This window comes from Azoarcus sp. DD4 (genome assembly GCF_006496635.1).
Lineage (GTDB): Bacteria > Pseudomonadota > Gammaproteobacteria > Burkholderiales > Rhodocyclaceae > Azoarcus.
In genome coordinates, this window is sequence record NZ_CP022958.1 from 3,709,790 (window position 1) to 3,724,300 (window position 14,511).

Below are 14,511 nucleotides of genomic sequence, written 5' to 3' on the forward strand. Positions count from 1 at the left end.
CCCGCCGGCGGCGCCCCTTTCAGGCGTTCCGCCGGAAGCGGATGGCGAGCGCGGCCAGCGAGGCCAGCGTGGCCATGCCCGTCACCGCGCCCCATCCCCACTGCGCCAGCAGCACGCTGCCGAGCGCCGAGCCTGCCGCCATGCCGATGAACATGCCGACGATCAGTACCGCGTTGAGCCGGCTGCGCGCGCCCGGGTCGATACCGTAGACGATGGTCTGATGGGCGATCAGCGCTGCCTGCACGCCGAGGTCGAACAGGACCGCACCGACTGCGAGCAGGCACAGCTGGGCGGTGGGCGGCAGCCAGGAACCGAAGCTCATCGCCGCGAACGACAGCGCGGTCAGCCCGGCGCCAAGGCGGGTGACCCGCGCCGGCCCGTAACGGTCGGCGAGATGGCCAGCCAGCGGCGCGGCCAGCGCCCCGACCGCACCGGCCAGGCCAAAGGCGCCAGCCGCCGCGCTGCCCAGGTGGAAAGGCGCACCGTGCAGCATCACTGCAAGCGTCGACCAGAAGGCGCTGAAGCCCACCGACAGCAGGCCCTGGGCGAGCGTCGCATTGCGCAGGGCGGCATGCTGCCGCGTCAGCGTCAGCAGCGTTCCCAGCAGCGCGCGATACGGCAGCGCGGTGGTCGGCGTGAAGCGTGGCAGGCCGCGCCAGGCGGCGAACCCGACCAAGGCCACGCTCACCGCCGCCGCCACGAACATCGTCCGCCAGCCGAAATGCTCCGCCACCAGGCCGCTGATCACGCGCGACAGCAGGATGCCCAGCAGCAAGCCCGTCATCACCGTGCCGACCACCTTGCCGCGCCGCGATTCGTGCGCCAGCGTGGCGGCCGCGGGCACGATGTCCTGGGCCAGCGTGGCGGTGAGCCCGATGGCCAGGCTGGCGGCCAGCAGCACGCCCAGCGACGGCGCGAATCCGCCGGCCAGCAGGGCCAGAACCAACAGCGCCGCCTTGACGAGGATGATGCGGCGACGGTCGTGGCGGTCCCCCAGCGGAGCGAGCAGGAGGATGCCGAGGGCGTAGCCGAGCTGCGTCAGGGTGGGCACGAAACCGACGGCACGCTCGCTGGCGCCGATCTCGCCGGCGAGCATGCCGAGCATGGGCTGGCTGTAGTAGAGCGAGGCGGCGGCAAGCCCGGCGCCGGCGGCCAGCAGCATCACCAGGGCCGGCGCCGGCTGGTGGGTGGCGGCATGCGGTATCGCTGGCTGGACTACGCCGCGCTGGTCATACGTTTCGTCGATGGACGACATGTTGTACTCCTCAAGAATTCCAGACGGAGCGCAGTTTGCGAGCATGAACTGCATATGGGTAGCCACCCGGCGCGCAGATTTGCTATACATTCAACGTATGAAACAACCCGTCATCAGACCGCCTGCCAGGCCTGCGAAGGCGCCCGCGGACAAGACCCCGCCGCCGGCGTCGCCAGGGGTAGGCGATCGCCTCGAGCTGATGCAGACCTTCGTCCGCATCGTCGAGGCGGGCAGCCTTTCCGCGGCGGCCGCGCAGCTGGGCACGACCCAGCCGACGACCAGCCGCCGCCTGCAGACGCTGGAACGCACCCTGGGCGTGCGCCTGCTGCAGCGTTCCACCCACAGCATGCGGCTGACCATGGACGGCGAACGCTGCTACGAACGGGCCAAGGCACTGCTTGCGAGCTGGGCCGCATTCGAATCCGAACTGCGCGGGGCGGACGAAGCGCCGGAAGGCGTGCTGCGCGTGGTGGCACCGCACGCCTTCGGCCAGGAGCGGCTGGTCGGGCCGCTGGCGGACTACCTCTGGCGCTATCCGCAGATGCGGGTCGAGTGGCTGTTGCACGACGACAGCGCGGTGCAGGACTTCATCGCCGCCGGTATCGACTGCGCGATCCAGGTCGGCGAGGTGACGGACTCGGCGCTGGTGGCCATCAAACTCGCCGAAGTGCCGCGCATCGCGGTGGCGGCGCCGTCCATCCTGACGGACCGGCAGGTTCCGCAACAGGCGGTCGAGCTGGCAGCGCTGCCCTGGCTGGCGCTGCGCACCTACTACCGCAACGAGATCACGCTCACCCATGTCGAGAGCGGCGAAGTGCGCCGCATCGCCATCGCGCCGCGCGTCAGCACCGACAGCCTCTATGCACTCCGGAGCGCTGCGCTGCAGGGTCTGGGCGCCTGCATCGGCTCGGCCTGGCTGCTGGCGGACGACCTTGCCGCCGGCCGCCTGCTGCACCTCGCTCCGCAGTGGCAGGCGGCACCGCTGCCGGTGAACCTGGTGTATCCGTACGCCGCCTTCTACCCGGCGCGGCTGCGCTGCTTCATCGATGTCATGAAGGCATCCATGGCGGGCGTGATCGCCGGCTGACCGGGCGGAGCCGGCATCAGGCCTTGCCGCCGCTCATGAGCGCCGCGGCCCGCTTTTCGATCTCGGCGGGGAGCAGGTCTTCGCGGTGGCTGGCTAGAAACCACACATGGCCGTAGGGGTCTTCCACCGTGCCGGTACGGTCGCCGTAGAACTGGTCCTGCAGCGGGCGGATCACCCTGGCCCCGGCCTCGACCGTACGCTGGAACACGGCATCCACATCCTCCACGTACAGATGCAGGCCGACGCTCGTGCCGCCCAGCGCGCGCGGGTTGCGCGACGGGCCTTCCTCGCAGGCGTCGGCCAGCATCACCGGGGTGTCGCCGATGCGCAGCTCGGCATGCCCCACCCGGCCGTCGGGCATGGCCAGGCGGAACAGTTCTTCCGCAGCGAACGCACGCTTGTAGAAATCGATCGCGGCAGCGGCGCCGTCGACGCAGAGATAGGGCGTGACGCGGCGATAAGCTTCGGGTACAGGTTGGACTGCCATGGCCGTGCTCCTTGCGCGCGGGCCGACACCATCCGGGTGGCCCCACTATGTGATAGTCCAGCGCCGGCTCCGGCGACAGTCCGACCAAGCTGGCGGGCTGCAGCCGGGGCCGCGATAATCCGGCCTTCCGCCCCCGCGCGGCCTTGCACCGGACCACCGGCGCAGGCGCCCCGCCAGCCAGGACACCGCCGCGCCGCATGACGACCCGCCCCACCGCCCTCCCCGCCGCCGCCCTGCTCTACGGCATGGTTTTCGTCGAAGGCTTTTCCTCGCTCGGCGCCGAGATCGTCGCATTGCGCCGGCTGGTGCCGCACCTGGGCAGCGCGATCACGGTGACGGCCCCTACCATCGGCTTCTTCCTGCTCGCGCTCGCGCTCGGCTACCAGGCGGGCGGCCGCGTGGAGCGCGACTTTCTCATCCGCGTACGGCGCAACTTCCTCGTCGCCGCGACGCTGATCGCGATCGGCCTGGCCGGCCCGGTGGTGGATGCGCTGTTCGCCCACGTGCGCCCGGCGCCGCTCGCCTACCTGCTCTTCGTCGGCGTGGTGCTGTGCCCCGTCGCCTGGCTGCTCGGCCAGACCGTGCCGGTGCTCACCAACCTGCTGCGGCACGAGCGCGCCGGCGCGCGCAGCGGCGCAGCGCTGTACTGGTCCACGCTCGGCTCCTTCCTCGGTTCGCTGTCGCTTTCGCTGCTGGTGATGCAGTGGCTGGGGGTATCCGCCGCAGTATTCGCCAGCGCGCTCCTGCTGCTGGTGCCGGTGTCGCTGCTGTCGGGCAAGGTGCGCCGGCAGGCGGCCCCGCTCGCGGTGGCCGCTGCCGCCGTGGCCTGCAACCTGTGGCTGCCGCAGCAGATCGAGACGGCCTACGCCAGCTACCGGGTGGAAGCAGTGCAGCTCGCCGGCATGCAGGACCCGCGCGTGTTCTGGATCAACAACTCCGCCGCCTCGCTGATCGACGGCAGCGAACCGCCGCGCTACGCGCGCTACATCACCCGCCTGCGCAGCATCCTGCTCGACGAGATGCGGCTGCGCGACAAGCGCATCCTGGTGCTGGGTGCCGGCGGCTTCACCCTGTCGCACCGCGAGCCGCACAACCACTACCTGTACGTGGACATCGATCCGGCGGTGCGCGAACTCGCCGAGCGCGAATTCCTCGGCGGGCCCATCGTCGGCCGTTTCGTCGCCGGCGACGCGCGCCGCTTCGTCGCCGACACCGGGGAGCGCTTCGATGCGGTGGTGGTCGACGCCTACAGTGCGCTCACCAGCGTGCCGGCCCACCTCGTCACCCGCGAATTCTGGCAGGACACCCGCCGGGTGCTGGCCCCCGACGGCGTGCTGTTCGCCAACCTCATCCTCGACGATCGCCTCGCCACGCCCTACGCGCGCAACCTGCTCGCCACCATACAGTCGGTGTATGGCGCCTGCGCGGTGGAAATCCTGTTCCGCGACCGGCCGCAGGGCAACGTGCTGGTACAGTGCTTCGCCGGCCCCGCGCCGGCCGCCGTGCCCTACACCGACGAACGCAACCGTGCCGACCTCGACCTGCTGCAGTCGCGCTGAACCGCCCGCCATGACCGAACTCAAGACCCTGCTGCTCTTCCTCGCCACCGCTGTCGCCGAGATCGTGGGCTGCTACCTGCCCTACCGCTGGCTGCGCGAGGACGGCAGCGCCTGGCTGCTGCTGCCGGCCGCGGCCAGCCTGGCGCTGTTCGCCTGGCTGCTGACCCTGCATCCGGCCGCCTCCGGTCGCATCTACGCGGCTTACGGCGGGGTGTACGTGTTCGTCGCGGTGCTGTGGCTGTGGGCAGTGGACGGCGTCCGGCCGACCACCTGGGACATCGCCGGCTCGCTGATCGCGCTCGGCGGCATGGCGGTAATCATGTTCGCGCCGCGCAACGGCTGAACCTTCGACTTGATCGATCTCATTTCTGGTGCGGCAGCGCAGCAGTAGAATGTCGCTCCCCCAATCCGAGCACACAGGCAAGACGCAGCCATGGCAGCCTACATCACCGAGAAAGTCCTCAGCGTGCATCACTGGAACGACACGCTGTTCTCGTTCACCACCTCGCGCGACCGCGCGCTGCGTTTCGAGAACGGCCAGTTCGTGATGATAGGTCTGGAGGTCAACGGCCGCCCGCTGACCCGCGCCTACAGCATCGCCAGCCCCAACTACGAAGAGCACCTGGAGTTCTTCAGCATCAAGGTGCCCGACGGCCCGCTCACTTCCCGCCTGCAGCACCTGCAGCCCGGCGACGAACTGCTGGTCTCGCGCAAGCCCACCGGCACCCTGGTGCTGTCCGATCTGCTGCCGGGCAAGCACCTTTACCTGTTCTCCACCGGCACCGGCCTGGCACCCTTCATGAGCGTGATCCGCGACCTCGACGTCTACGACCGCTTCGAGAAGATCGTGCTGATCCACGGCGTGCGCACCGTCAGCGAAGTGGCCTACGAGCACTACATCACCCACGAGCTGCCGCACCACGAATTCCTCGGCGAGATGGTGAGCGAGAAGCTGATCTACTACCCCACCGTCACCCGCGAACCCTTCCGCAATCAGGGCCGCTTCACCGACCTGATCGAAAGCGGCAAGCTGTTCGAGGACATCGGCCTGCCGCCGCTGGACCCGGCGGTCGACCGCGTCATGATCTGCGGCAGCGCGGCGATGCTGAAGAGCTCGCGCGAACTGCTCGACCGCCGCGGCTTCCGCATGTCCAAGCGCATCGGCGATCCGGGCGATTACGTGATCGAGCACGCCTTCGTCGAGAAGTGATCCGGGCCGGGGCGACGGGAGGCAGCCGATGAAGATGATGCTCACCACCTATTCGGCGGACGCGCCCACCCGCGCAACGATCGACCATGTCGCCGGGCCGGCGCTGATCGAGTTCGGCACCAACTGGTGCGGCTACTGCCGCGCCGCGCAGGCGCCGCTCGCCGAAGCCTATGCCGGTCATCCGAAAGTACGCCACTTCAAGATCGAGGACGGGCCGGGCCGCCGGCTGGGACGCAGCTTCGGCGTCAAGCTGTGGCCGACGCTGATCTTCATGCGCGACGGCCAGGAACTCGCCCGCCTGGTGCGGCCGTCCGACGCCGCCGAGATCGCCGCCGCCTTCGCGCAGATCGACCCCCAGCCCTGACGAGCCGGCAGGCCACCCGCGCCCCCCACGCTGGCAAAGGCCGGCGGGCTGGACTATGAACAGAGCGTGACGCACCGGGCGCCATCCCCGGCCGCCCGGCCCCAATGGATGCGCCTCGACGGATGCGCCCCGATGCCCAAGCGCCTGTTCCTGACTGCCAGCCACGTTTTCGCCGCGCTCGCCGGTTTCGGGCTCGGCGTCTATCTGCTGCCCATCCTCACCGCGCCGCCCGCACCCAGCCAGGTGGAGCTCGCCACGCTCGCCGGGCAGGCCACCTACAGCGGCGAGTTCCGCCGCGACCTCAAGGACAGCGACCCGCTGCACTGGGGCGAAGGCCGCATCGCAGTCAGCGCGCACAACATCGTGCTCACCGGCAGGATCGCGCCCGGGCCGGACTACAAGCTCTACCTGTCGCCCGAGTTCGTCGAAACCGAGGCCGACTTCATGCGTCTCAAGCCGCAGATGCAGCGGGTGGGCGAGGTCAGGACCTTCGACAACTTCATCGTCCCGGTGCCCGCCACCGTGGACGTTGCGCGCTACACCACGGTCATCGTGTGGTGCGAATCCTTCAGCCAGTTCATCACCGCGGCCCGCTACCGCTAGCCAAGAGGAGAGCACCATGCCGATGACCCTGGGTTCGCCCGCCTTCGCCCACAACGCAGACATTCCGGCCCTCTACACCTGTGACGGCAGCGACCTGTCGCCGCCGCTCGCCTGGACCGATCCGCCCGACGGCACCCACAGCCTGGTGCTGATCGTGGACGACCCCGACGCGCCCGATCCGGCGGCACCGAAGACGACCTGGGTGCACTGGCTGCTCTACGACCTGCCGCCCACCGCCGGCAACTTGCCCGCCGGGGTGATCGAAGACGACCTGCCGCAGGGCACCCAGGCCGGCGTCAACGACTGGAAGCACTGCCGTTACGGCGGCCCCTGCCCGCCCGTCGGCAAACACCGCTACTTCCACAAGCTGTACGCACTGGACGTCAAGCTGGGCGACCTCCACCAGCCGACCAAGGCCGCGCTGGAGAAGGCGATGGACGGTCACGTGCTGGAAAAGGCCGAACTCGTCGGCCACTACCAGCGGCAGCGCTGAAGCCCACCGCCCAGGGCGACTCGGAAGGCGCTTCGCATGCGCTCCCGGCAACTGCTGTCGGCGCAGGCGATGCCTGGTGCGCAATTTGCAACCCCATGGGAACCAGCGTTCAGATGGGCGATTCTTGTCGTGTTTCCTTCAATCCATCCCACAAAGCGTGCATGCCCCGCCCCGGAGGCAGGGCATGCATGACAAAAGCTACGCCGCTGCCAGCGAGGAAGAATGGGTCATCTGGAATGGTGATCATGGTCTGGTGACCACGGCAACGCTAGGCCACGTCGAGGTCGGCCCCGGTGGGCGACACGCATGGCTGGAGGAGCCCTTCGACATGGTGGGTCCGTTCAGCCTTGACGAACTCGAGACCCACGGCCGCATCGCCTTTGCCGCCTGTATCGTCATGTCACGCCAGCGTTGGCAGGACGACCAGGTGGCATTGCGGCGCGAGTCGCTGCACCTGCGCCGCGCCGCCCAGCAGCGCATGAACGAGGAATTTGCGCGCTTCTCGGGCCGGCAAGGCAGACACGACGACACGCGCCGAGCCGTGGACGAACGACAACATCGCGAAGTACTGGGCCTGCCGGCCAACGGAAAGCTCGAGCGACGCCAGGTCAATGCCGCATTCCGGCGGCTCGCCCAGAAAGCGCATCCCGACGTCGGGGGCAGTCACGAACAGTTCGTACGCATCACGAAAGCCCGCGAAGTCTTGCTCGAAACCATTTCGTGACCAAAGGGCGAGCGGCCGGCCTGCCCCCCGCGGTCTGCCCCCTGTTACCCCGTTGCGTAGCGGTCGCTGAAACCCGCCGCGCCGGGCACGACCAGGCCCGCGCTCCGGGCCGGAGGCGCGGGCCTGGTCCGGGGCCACCGGATGTGGCCGGCTTACATCCTGTCCGGATCGAAGCCGGTTTCCCGGTACACCGCCTGTATGGTCTCGGCCCCGATGCGCGCCTCCATCTTCCGGTGCATGGGCACGAAGGCCTTCTTGAAGGCCAGGCGTTCGGCTTCGGTCGGCATGTAGATCTCCGACTTGCCGCTCTTTCTCACCGCTTCGAGCGCGGCATCGTTTTCTTCCTTGGCGATGCGGTTGGCGTACTCGCTGGATTCCTTCACCGCGCGCTCGAGCTGGCTGCGCACATTGGCGGGCAGGCCGTCCCAGAACTTCCGGTTGGTGATCAGCGCATAGCCGATGTAGCCGTGGTCGGACACCGTGATGTGCTTCTGCACCTCGTGCACCTTCTGGGTGTAGTAGTTGGAAATGGTGTTCTCGGTGCCGTCCACCACGCCGGTCTGCAGCGCCTGGTACACCTCGGAGAAGGCCAGCACCTGCGGCAGCGCCTTGACCTCGCGGAACTGCTCTTCCAGCACCTTGGAGGACTGGATGCGCATCTTCTTGCCCTTGAGGTCTTCCGGCGTGCGGATGGGCGCGTTGGCCGACATCACCTTGAAGCCGTTGTCCCAGTAAGCCAGGCCCTTGATGCCGCGCGGCTCCAGCCTGGCCAGCAGCTGCTGGCCGACCGGGCCGCTGGTGAGCTTGTGCAGATCGTCGTAGCTGTCGACGATGTAGGGCAGGTCGAACAGTTCGAACTCGCGCACGCCGAGCGGGCCGAATTTCGACAGCGAGGGCGCCAGCATCTGGACCGAGCCGAGCTGCAGCGCCTCCATCTCCTCCTTGTCCTTGTACAGCGTGCTGTTCGGATACACCTCCACCTTCACCGCGCCGGCGCTGTACTTCTCCGCCAGCTCGCGGAATTTTTCCGCGCCCTTGCCCTTGGGCGTGTCGGCCGCCACCACGTGGCTGAACTTGATGACGATGAGCTCGGCGGCGAAGCTGCCGCCGGCGAGCGGAAGCAGGGCGGCAGCGATGGCGCTGCCGAGCACGAGGCGGCGGATGCGGCTGGTGCCGGATTGGGTCTTCATGGTGTCTCCTCCAGTTTTATGTGGGTGCTGCGGGTCGTGCAAAAAAATGCCCCCACGCTCCCCGCGCAGCGGGTCGCTGCCCCCCAAGGGGGCACGTCTTGCCTTGGGGCGAGCCGGCGGCAAAATGCCCCTACGCTCCCCGCGCTGCGGGTCGCTGCCCCCCAAGGGGGCGCTTCTTGCCTTGGGGCGGCCCGGCGGCAAGAAAGCGGAATCAGTCGGCGGCGAGCGCGGCGGCGGCCAGCACGCGGCGGGCGCGGGCGATGACCGGAGCGTCGACCATGCGGCCCTCGACCACCACCACCCAGCCACCGGCGGCATCGGTGGCCGCCAGCACGGCGCGCGCCCAGTCGACTTCGGCCGCGGCCGGGGTGAAGGCGGCGGTCACCGCCTCGACCTGACTGGGGTGGATCAGCAACTGGCCGCCGAAACCATGGCGGCGCGCGCGGCGGGCGTAGGCGGCCAGTGCCTCGGCGGCACCGATGGCGGTGAACACGCCATCGACCGGTGGCGGCAGGTCGGCCAGCCGGCTCGCGATCACCAGCTGGGCGCGGTAGGGCAGGAACACCAGCTCCTCCGCGTCGGCCTCGTCCGGCATCAGGTCGAGTTCGACAGCGAGGTCGAGCTTGCCGAACACCAGCCGGCAGCAGCCAAGCGCGGTGGCGATCCGCGGCAGCGCGGCCAGCCCGGCGGCAGTTTCGACGATGGGCAGCAGCGGCCTGGTGCTGGCGGCATGGGCGTGCGCCATCGCGGCGGCGGTCTCGGCCTTGGGCAGCATCACGCCAGCGACGCCGGGATGGCGGCAGGCCGCGAGGTCGACCTCGTGCCATTCGGTGCCTGCGGCATTGATGCGCACTACCACCGGCTGGCCGGGGTTATCGTCCAGCCAGGCGAGCAGCGCGCTGCGCGCCGCCGGCTTGTCGGCCGGGCCGACCGCGTCTTCCAGGTCGACGATGACCACGTCGGTGCCGCTGGCCACCGCCTTGGCGATGCGCTCCGGCCGGGTGGCGGGCACGAACAGGAAGCTGCGGGCGCGGCCGAGATGGAGCTGGGCGGCGTTCATCAGATCGCCCCTTGCGCGCGCAGCGCGGCGCTGCGCTCGCCGAAGCCGAGTTCTGCGAGGATGGCCTCGGTGTGCGCACCGAGCGCCGGAATCGGGTCCATCCGCGCCGGCCGCTCCGGCCCCATGCCCGGCGGCTGCAAGGCGGGCAGCAGGCCGGCGGGCGAATCCACCGTGGTCCACCGCCGCCGCGCCTGCAGCTGCGGATGGGTCCAGATGTCGGCCATGGTGCTGACGTGGGCGTTGGCGATGTCCGCGGCATCCAGCCGCTCGATGACCTGTTCGGCGCTGAGGCCGGCGAAGGTCTCCTCGATCAGCGCCTTCAGTGCCTCGCGGTTGGTGTGGCGCTGGGCGTTGCTGGCGAAGCGCGCGTCGCCGGCAAGTGCCGGCTGGTCCAGCACCCTGGCGCAGAAGGTGGCCCACTCGCGCTCGTTCTGCAGACCCAGCATCACCGTGCGGCCGTCGCCGGCGCGGAAGGCGCCGTAGGGGTAGATGGTGGCGTGCGAGGCACCGCTGCGCCGCGGCGGCTCCTGGCCCTGATAGGCGTAGTAAAGCGGAAAGCCCATCCATTCCACCATCGCGTCGATCATCGCGATCTCGACGCGGCGGCCGCGGCCGCTGCGGCCGCGCTCGATCAGCGCGCCGAGGATGCCGCTGTAGGCGTACATGCCGGCGGCGATGTCGGCGATCGAGATGCCCGACTTCACCGCCTCGTCCGGCGTGCCGGTCACCGACAGGAAGCCGGATTCGCTCTGGATCAGCAGGTCGTAGGCCTTCTTCTCGGTGTAGGGGCCGCCCTCGCCGTAGCCGGAGATGTCGCACACGATCAGCCGCGGGTTCTTCGCCGATAGCGCCTCGAAGCCGAGGCCGAGGCGGTCCGCCGCGCCCGGCGCGAGGTTCTGCACCAGCACGTCGGCCTTCTCCAGCAGCGCGAGCAGCACTTCCTGCGCCGCCGGCTGCTTGAGGTCGAGGCAGAGGCTTTCCTTGGAGCGGTTCACCCAGACGAAATGGGAGGCCAGACCATCGACGCGGTGGTCGTAGGCGCGGGCGAAGTCGCCGACGCCGGGGCGCTCGATCTTGATGACGCGGGCGCCGAGGTCGGCGAGGTGGCGGGTGGCGAGCGGCGCGGCGATCGCGTGCTCCAGCGACACCACGGTCACGCCTTCGAGGGGCAGTACGTTGGGGAAAGTGGTCATGGTGACAAGCCCTCAGAACGACCGCGGCAGCCCGAGCAGATGCTCGGCCACATACGAATAGATGAGGTTGGTGGAGATCGGCGCCACCTGGTACAGGCGCGTTTCGCGGAACTTGCGCTCGACGTCGTATTCGTTGGCGAAGCCGAAACCGCCGTGGGTCTGCAGGCAGACGTTGGCCGCCTCCCACGAGGCCTTGGCGGCCAGGTACTTGGCCATGTTGGCCTGGGCGCCGCAGGGCTGATGGGCGTCGAACAGCGCGCAGGCCTTGAAGCGCATCAGGTTGGCGGCCTCGATCTCGATGTAGGCGTCGGCGATGGGGAACTGCACGCCCTGGTTCTGGCCGATGGGGCGGTCGAACACCACGCGGTCCTTGGCGTATTTCACCGCGCGGTCGATGAACCAGTAGCCGTCGCCGATGCACTCGGCGGCGATCAGCGTGCGCTCGGCATTGAGCCCGTCGAGGATGTAGCGGAAGCCCTTGCCCTCCTCGCCGATCAGGTTCTCTTCCGGGATCTCCAGCTTGTCGAAGAAGAGTTCGTTGGTCTCGTGATTGACCATGTTGGCGATCGGCCGCACGTCCAGCCCCTTGCCGATCGCGTCCTTCAATTCGACGATGAAGACCGACATGCCTTCGGACTTCTTCTTCACCTCGGCGAGCGGCGTGGTGCGGGCGAGCAGGATCATCAGGTCGGAGTGCTGCACCCGCGAGATCCACACCTTCTGGCCGCTGACCTCGTAACGGCCGTCCTTCTTCACCGCCACCGTCTTGATTTTGGTGGTGTCGGTGCCGGTGGTCGGCTCGGTCACCGCCATCGACTGGATGCGCAGCTTGCCCGCGGCGATGCCGGGCAGGTACTTCTCCTTCTGCGCCGCGCTGCCGTTACGCAGCAGCGTGCCCATGTTGTACATCTGGCCGTGCACCGCGCCGGCGTTGCCGCCGTTGCGGTTGATCTCTTCCATGATCACCGAGGCGGCGGTCAGGCCGAGGCCGGAACCGCCGTATTCCTCCGGGATCATCGCCGACAGCCAGCCGGCGCCGATCAGCGCATCGACGAAGGCTTCCGGGTAGGCGCGCTGTTCGTCGATGCGGCGGAAATACTCGTCGGGGAAGTCGGCGAACAGCGCGCGGACAGCGTCGCGGATTTCCTGGTGTTCGTCGGGGGCGGCAAGGATGCTCATCGTTGTCTCCTGTTCGTGCTCGTGTTGTCCGGGCCGCTCTCGGGGCGGCCGTGCCCGACCGCCCGGCGCGGGCCGGTCGGGCTGGGGGAAGCGGGGGAATGCGCGCCGCGGCGCGCGGGATCAGGCCGGGCTGAAGCCGACCGTGGCCTTCATCGTCAGCCGGCCGGCGCAGTCGGTCCACAACTCGGCCGTGCCGGGGCCGGTGATGCGGCCGCAGACGTCGAAATCGGCGTTGTCATAGAGCGGGCCGACCGCGCGGAAGTCGAAGCGCTCGATGCGCTTGTCCGGGTGCGCGTTGCGGAACGTGTCGAGCAGCAGCGTCGCGGTCAGCGGCCCATGCACCACCAGCCCGGGATAGCCTTCCTCACCGGTGACGTAGGGATGGTCGTAGTGGATGCGGTGGCCGTTGAAGGTGAGCGCCGAGTAGCGGAACAGCAGCACCGCGTCGGGATGCACCGTCTGGCGGTAATCGGCGGTGGCACTGACCGGCTCGCCGGCAAGCGGGCCGCCGCGCGGCGCCGGCTCGCGATAGACGATGTCGTGCTCCTCGGTGAGCGCGACGCCGGCCGCGCCGGAAATCGTGTGCTGCACGGTGACGAAGACGAGATCGCCACTGCGTCCGCTCTTCTGCTCGCAGCGGACGATGCGCGAGCGCCGGGTGACGTCCTCGCCGATGCGCAGCGGCCGCTCGAACACGAAGCGCCCGCCCGCCCACATCCGGTTGGGCAGTTCCACCGGCGGCAGGAAACCACCGCGCTTCGGGTGGCCATCACGGCCGAGTTCGGAGCGGCGGGCATTCGGCGTGAAATACACCCAGTGCCACAGCGGGGGCAGCTCGCCGGCGGCGAACACCGCGTCGGCGTCGTAATCCAGTGTGGCGGCCAGTGCATGGGCGGTGCGGGTGTCGATGCGGTCGGTGCGCGTTTCCTCGCGGCCTATCCAGGCCGAAAGCCCGGGTGCGACGCCTTCGCTGCGATCGTTCATGGTGTCTCCTCCAGCTTGCCGCATGGCGACGCGGCTTGTGTGGGGCGATAATGGAGAGCACACGCGGCAGCGACAATTCAGCATTTCGGTAGCCTGGCTTCAGCACCGCCGAATCGCGGTGCACCATCGGACAGCCACACTTGCGCCGACACGACAAGAACACAGCGGAGACCAGATGCATATCGACCTGCGCGACCTGCGCCTCTTCATCCACGTCGCCGAAAGCAAGAGCCTCACCCGCGGCGCCGAGCGCAGCCACCTGTCGCTGCCGGCAGTGAGCGCACGGATGAAGGAACTCGAAGCCCAGGCCGGCGTGCGGCTGCTCTACCGCGCGCCGCGCGGGGTGGCGCTGACGCCCGCCGGCCAGAGCCTGCTCCAGCATGCGCGCATCATCCTCGGCCAGATCGAGCACATGAAGAGCGACCTGCAGCGCTTCGGCGAAGGCGTGCAGGGCCACATCCGCGTGTTCGCCAACACCACCGCGGTCACCGAGTTCATGCCCGAGGTGCTGGCCACCTTCCTCGCCGACCATCCGCAGGTGGACGTGGACCTGCAGGAACGCCTCACCGGCGAAATCATCCGCGGCGTGCTCGACGGCACCACCGACCTCGGCATCACCTCGGGGCCGATCGAGGCCGACGGGCTGGAGAAGCACCACTTCAGCACCGACCGCCTGATCCTGGTGGTGCGCCCCGACCATCCGCTGGCGGCCGGCGGCGCGGTGCGCTTCGCCGACGTCATGGGCTACGACTACATCGGCCTGCACGAGGGCAGCACGCTGCAGAGCTTCATCAACACCCTGCTGCAGAACGCCCGCCACCGCCTGCATATCCGCGTGCAGGTGAGCAACTTCGAATCGGTGTGCCGCATGGTGGAGGCCGGCGTGGGCATCGGCGTGGTGCCGGAATCGGCCGCCGAACGCCACCGCAAGACGATGAAGATCGCGGTCAAGCAGCTCGACGAGGACTGGGCCGAACGCAAGCGCTACATCCTCACCCGGCGCGGCGATTCGCTGCCGGGCTACACCCAGGCGCTGATCGCCTGCATCATGGCGCACCCGGGCCATGCCGCGAACCGTGCCCAGCCGGCCCGCAAGGCAGTCCGCAGCAAATGAGGACGCGGG

At 69.1% G+C, this 14,511-nt stretch carries 16 protein-coding genes; 9 read left to right on the top strand and 7 right to left on the bottom strand.

The window, feature by feature from the left end:
• Positions 1-19 precede the first annotated feature (19 nt).
• Positions 20-1,255 carry an MFS transporter gene (locus CJ010_RS17075; RefSeq protein WP_141019163.1) on the bottom strand — a complete coding sequence of 412 codons (1,236 nt, stop codon included), beginning with the start codon at positions 1,253-1,255 and terminating at the stop codon, positions 20-22.
• A 199-nt stretch (positions 1,256-1,454) separates the two neighbouring features.
• Here CJ010_RS17075 and CJ010_RS17080 point away from each other — a divergent pair, with 199 nt between their 5' ends.
• Positions 1,455-2,342 carry a LysR family transcriptional regulator gene (locus CJ010_RS17080; protein WP_240794389.1) on the top strand — a complete coding sequence of 296 codons (888 nt, stop codon included), beginning with the start codon at positions 1,455-1,457 and terminating at the stop codon, positions 2,340-2,342.
• A 16-nt stretch (positions 2,343-2,358) separates the two neighbouring features.
• On the opposite strand, the gene CJ010_RS17085 is transcribed toward CJ010_RS17080, so the two are convergent.
• Positions 2,359-2,829 (bottom strand): VOC family protein, encoded by a 471-nt coding sequence (locus CJ010_RS17085; protein WP_141019165.1) that lies wholly within the window; start codon positions 2,827-2,829, stop codon positions 2,359-2,361.
• Between the two features lie 197 nt (positions 2,830-3,026).
• On the opposite strand from CJ010_RS17085, the gene CJ010_RS17090 reads away from it, so the two are divergent.
• The 7 genes from CJ010_RS17090 (at position 3,027) to CJ010_RS17120 (ending at position 7,782) form a co-directional block, all read left to right on the top strand.
• Positions 3,027-4,388, top strand: a complete 1,362-nt coding sequence (locus CJ010_RS17090; RefSeq protein WP_141019166.1) for a fused MFS/spermidine synthase — start codon at positions 3,027-3,029, stop codon at positions 4,386-4,388.
• 10 nt (positions 4,389-4,398) lie between these two features.
• The gene (locus CJ010_RS17095; RefSeq protein ID WP_141019167.1) at positions 4,399-4,731 is read left to right on the top strand and encodes a YnfA family protein; all 333 of its coding nucleotides are present in this window, start codon (positions 4,399-4,401) and stop codon (positions 4,729-4,731) included.
• Between the two features lie 90 nt (positions 4,732-4,821).
• Entirely contained in the window at positions 4,822-5,598 is a 777-nt protein-coding gene (locus tag CJ010_RS17100; RefSeq protein ID WP_141019168.1) for a ferredoxin--NADP reductase, read from the top strand.
• A 28-nt stretch (positions 5,599-5,626) separates the two neighbouring features.
• Positions 5,627-5,962 (top strand): thioredoxin family protein, encoded by a 336-nt coding sequence (locus CJ010_RS17105; RefSeq protein WP_240794390.1) that lies wholly within the window; start codon positions 5,627-5,629, stop codon positions 5,960-5,962.
• A gap of 132 nt (positions 5,963-6,094) precedes the next feature.
• A complete protein-coding gene (locus CJ010_RS17110) occupies positions 6,095-6,565 on the top strand; it encodes a DM13 domain-containing protein (RefSeq protein ID WP_141019169.1) in 471 nt (156 codons plus the stop codon).
• A gap of 16 nt (positions 6,566-6,581) precedes the next feature.
• Entirely contained in the window at positions 6,582-7,058 is a 477-nt protein-coding gene (locus CJ010_RS17115) for a YbhB/YbcL family Raf kinase inhibitor-like protein (protein ID WP_141019170.1), read from the top strand.
• Between the two features lie 184 nt (positions 7,059-7,242).
• Entirely contained in the window at positions 7,243-7,782 is a 540-nt protein-coding gene (locus CJ010_RS17120; protein ID WP_141019171.1) for a DnaJ domain-containing protein, read from the top strand.
• 152 nt (positions 7,783-7,934) lie between these two features.
• On the opposite strand, the gene CJ010_RS17125 is transcribed toward CJ010_RS17120, so the two are convergent.
• The 5 genes from CJ010_RS17125 to CJ010_RS17145 form a co-directional block, all read right to left on the bottom strand.
• Positions 7,935-8,972 carry a TRAP transporter substrate-binding protein gene (locus tag CJ010_RS17125; protein WP_141019172.1) on the bottom strand — a complete coding sequence of 346 codons (1,038 nt, stop codon included), beginning with the start codon at positions 8,970-8,972 and terminating at the stop codon, positions 7,935-7,937.
• A gap of 211 nt (positions 8,973-9,183) precedes the next feature.
• The gene (locus CJ010_RS17130) at positions 9,184-10,032 is read right to left on the bottom strand and encodes a CoA ester lyase (protein ID WP_141019173.1); all 849 of its coding nucleotides are present in this window, start codon (positions 10,030-10,032) and stop codon (positions 9,184-9,186) included.
• The gene (locus CJ010_RS17135) at positions 10,032-11,225 is read right to left on the bottom strand and encodes a CaiB/BaiF CoA-transferase family protein (protein WP_141019174.1); all 1,194 of its coding nucleotides are present in this window, start codon (positions 11,223-11,225) and stop codon (positions 10,032-10,034) included. The genes CJ010_RS17130 and CJ010_RS17135 overlap by 1 nt, the downstream gene beginning before the upstream one ends.
• Before the next feature lie 12 nt (positions 11,226-11,237).
• Positions 11,238-12,404, bottom strand: a complete 1,167-nt coding sequence (locus CJ010_RS17140; RefSeq protein ID WP_141019175.1) for an acyl-CoA dehydrogenase family protein — start codon at positions 12,402-12,404, stop codon at positions 11,238-11,240.
• 120 nt (positions 12,405-12,524) lie between these two features.
• On the bottom strand, positions 12,525-13,388 hold the full coding sequence (locus tag CJ010_RS17145) for a MaoC family dehydratase N-terminal domain-containing protein (protein WP_141019176.1): 864 nt from the start codon (positions 13,386-13,388) through the stop codon (positions 12,525-12,527).
• Positions 13,389-13,563: 175 nt separating this feature from the next.
• On the opposite strand from CJ010_RS17145, the gene CJ010_RS17150 reads away from it, so the two are divergent.
• A complete protein-coding gene (locus CJ010_RS17150; RefSeq protein WP_141019177.1) occupies positions 13,564-14,502 on the top strand; it encodes a LysR family transcriptional regulator in 939 nt (312 codons plus the stop codon).
• The last annotated feature ends 9 nt before the right edge of the window (positions 14,503-14,511 follow it).

What these genes read in the sequence shown, in the direction of transcription:
- CJ010_RS17075 (WP_141019163.1), bottom strand. Translation starts at nt 1,255, where the DNA reads ATGTCGTCCATCGACGAAACGTATGACCAGCGCGGCGTAGTCCAGCCA.
- CJ010_RS17080 (WP_240794389.1), top strand. Translation starts at nt 1,455, where the DNA reads ATGCAGACCTTCGTCCGCATCGTCGAGGCGGGCAGCCTTTCCGCGGCG.
- CJ010_RS17085 (WP_141019165.1), bottom strand. Translation starts at nt 2,829, where the DNA reads ATGGCAGTCCAACCTGTACCCGAAGCTTATCGCCGCGTCACGCCCTAT.
- CJ010_RS17090 (WP_141019166.1), top strand. Translation starts at nt 3,027, where the DNA reads ATGACGACCCGCCCCACCGCCCTCCCCGCCGCCGCCCTGCTCTACGGC.
- CJ010_RS17095 (WP_141019167.1), top strand. Translation starts at nt 4,399, where the DNA reads ATGACCGAACTCAAGACCCTGCTGCTCTTCCTCGCCACCGCTGTCGCC.
- CJ010_RS17100 (WP_141019168.1), top strand. Translation starts at nt 4,822, where the DNA reads ATGGCAGCCTACATCACCGAGAAAGTCCTCAGCGTGCATCACTGGAAC.
- CJ010_RS17105 (WP_240794390.1), top strand. Translation starts at nt 5,627, where the DNA reads ATGAAGATGATGCTCACCACCTATTCGGCGGACGCGCCCACCCGCGCA.
- CJ010_RS17110 (WP_141019169.1), top strand. Translation starts at nt 6,095, where the DNA reads ATGCCCAAGCGCCTGTTCCTGACTGCCAGCCACGTTTTCGCCGCGCTC.
- CJ010_RS17115 (WP_141019170.1), top strand. Translation starts at nt 6,582, where the DNA reads ATGCCGATGACCCTGGGTTCGCCCGCCTTCGCCCACAACGCAGACATT.
- CJ010_RS17120 (WP_141019171.1), top strand. Translation starts at nt 7,243, where the DNA reads ATGCATGACAAAAGCTACGCCGCTGCCAGCGAGGAAGAATGGGTCATC.
- CJ010_RS17125 (WP_141019172.1), bottom strand. Translation starts at nt 8,972, where the DNA reads ATGAAGACCCAATCCGGCACCAGCCGCATCCGCCGCCTCGTGCTCGGC.
- CJ010_RS17130 (WP_141019173.1), bottom strand. Translation starts at nt 10,032, where the DNA reads ATGAACGCCGCCCAGCTCCATCTCGGCCGCGCCCGCAGCTTCCTGTTC.
- CJ010_RS17135 (WP_141019174.1), bottom strand. Translation starts at nt 11,225, where the DNA reads ATGACCACTTTCCCCAACGTACTGCCCCTCGAAGGCGTGACCGTGGTG.
- CJ010_RS17140 (WP_141019175.1), bottom strand. Translation starts at nt 12,404, where the DNA reads ATGAGCATCCTTGCCGCCCCCGACGAACACCAGGAAATCCGCGACGCT.
- CJ010_RS17145 (WP_141019176.1), bottom strand. Translation starts at nt 13,388, where the DNA reads ATGAACGATCGCAGCGAAGGCGTCGCACCCGGGCTTTCGGCCTGGATA.
- CJ010_RS17150 (WP_141019177.1), top strand. Translation starts at nt 13,564, where the DNA reads ATGCATATCGACCTGCGCGACCTGCGCCTCTTCATCCACGTCGCCGAA.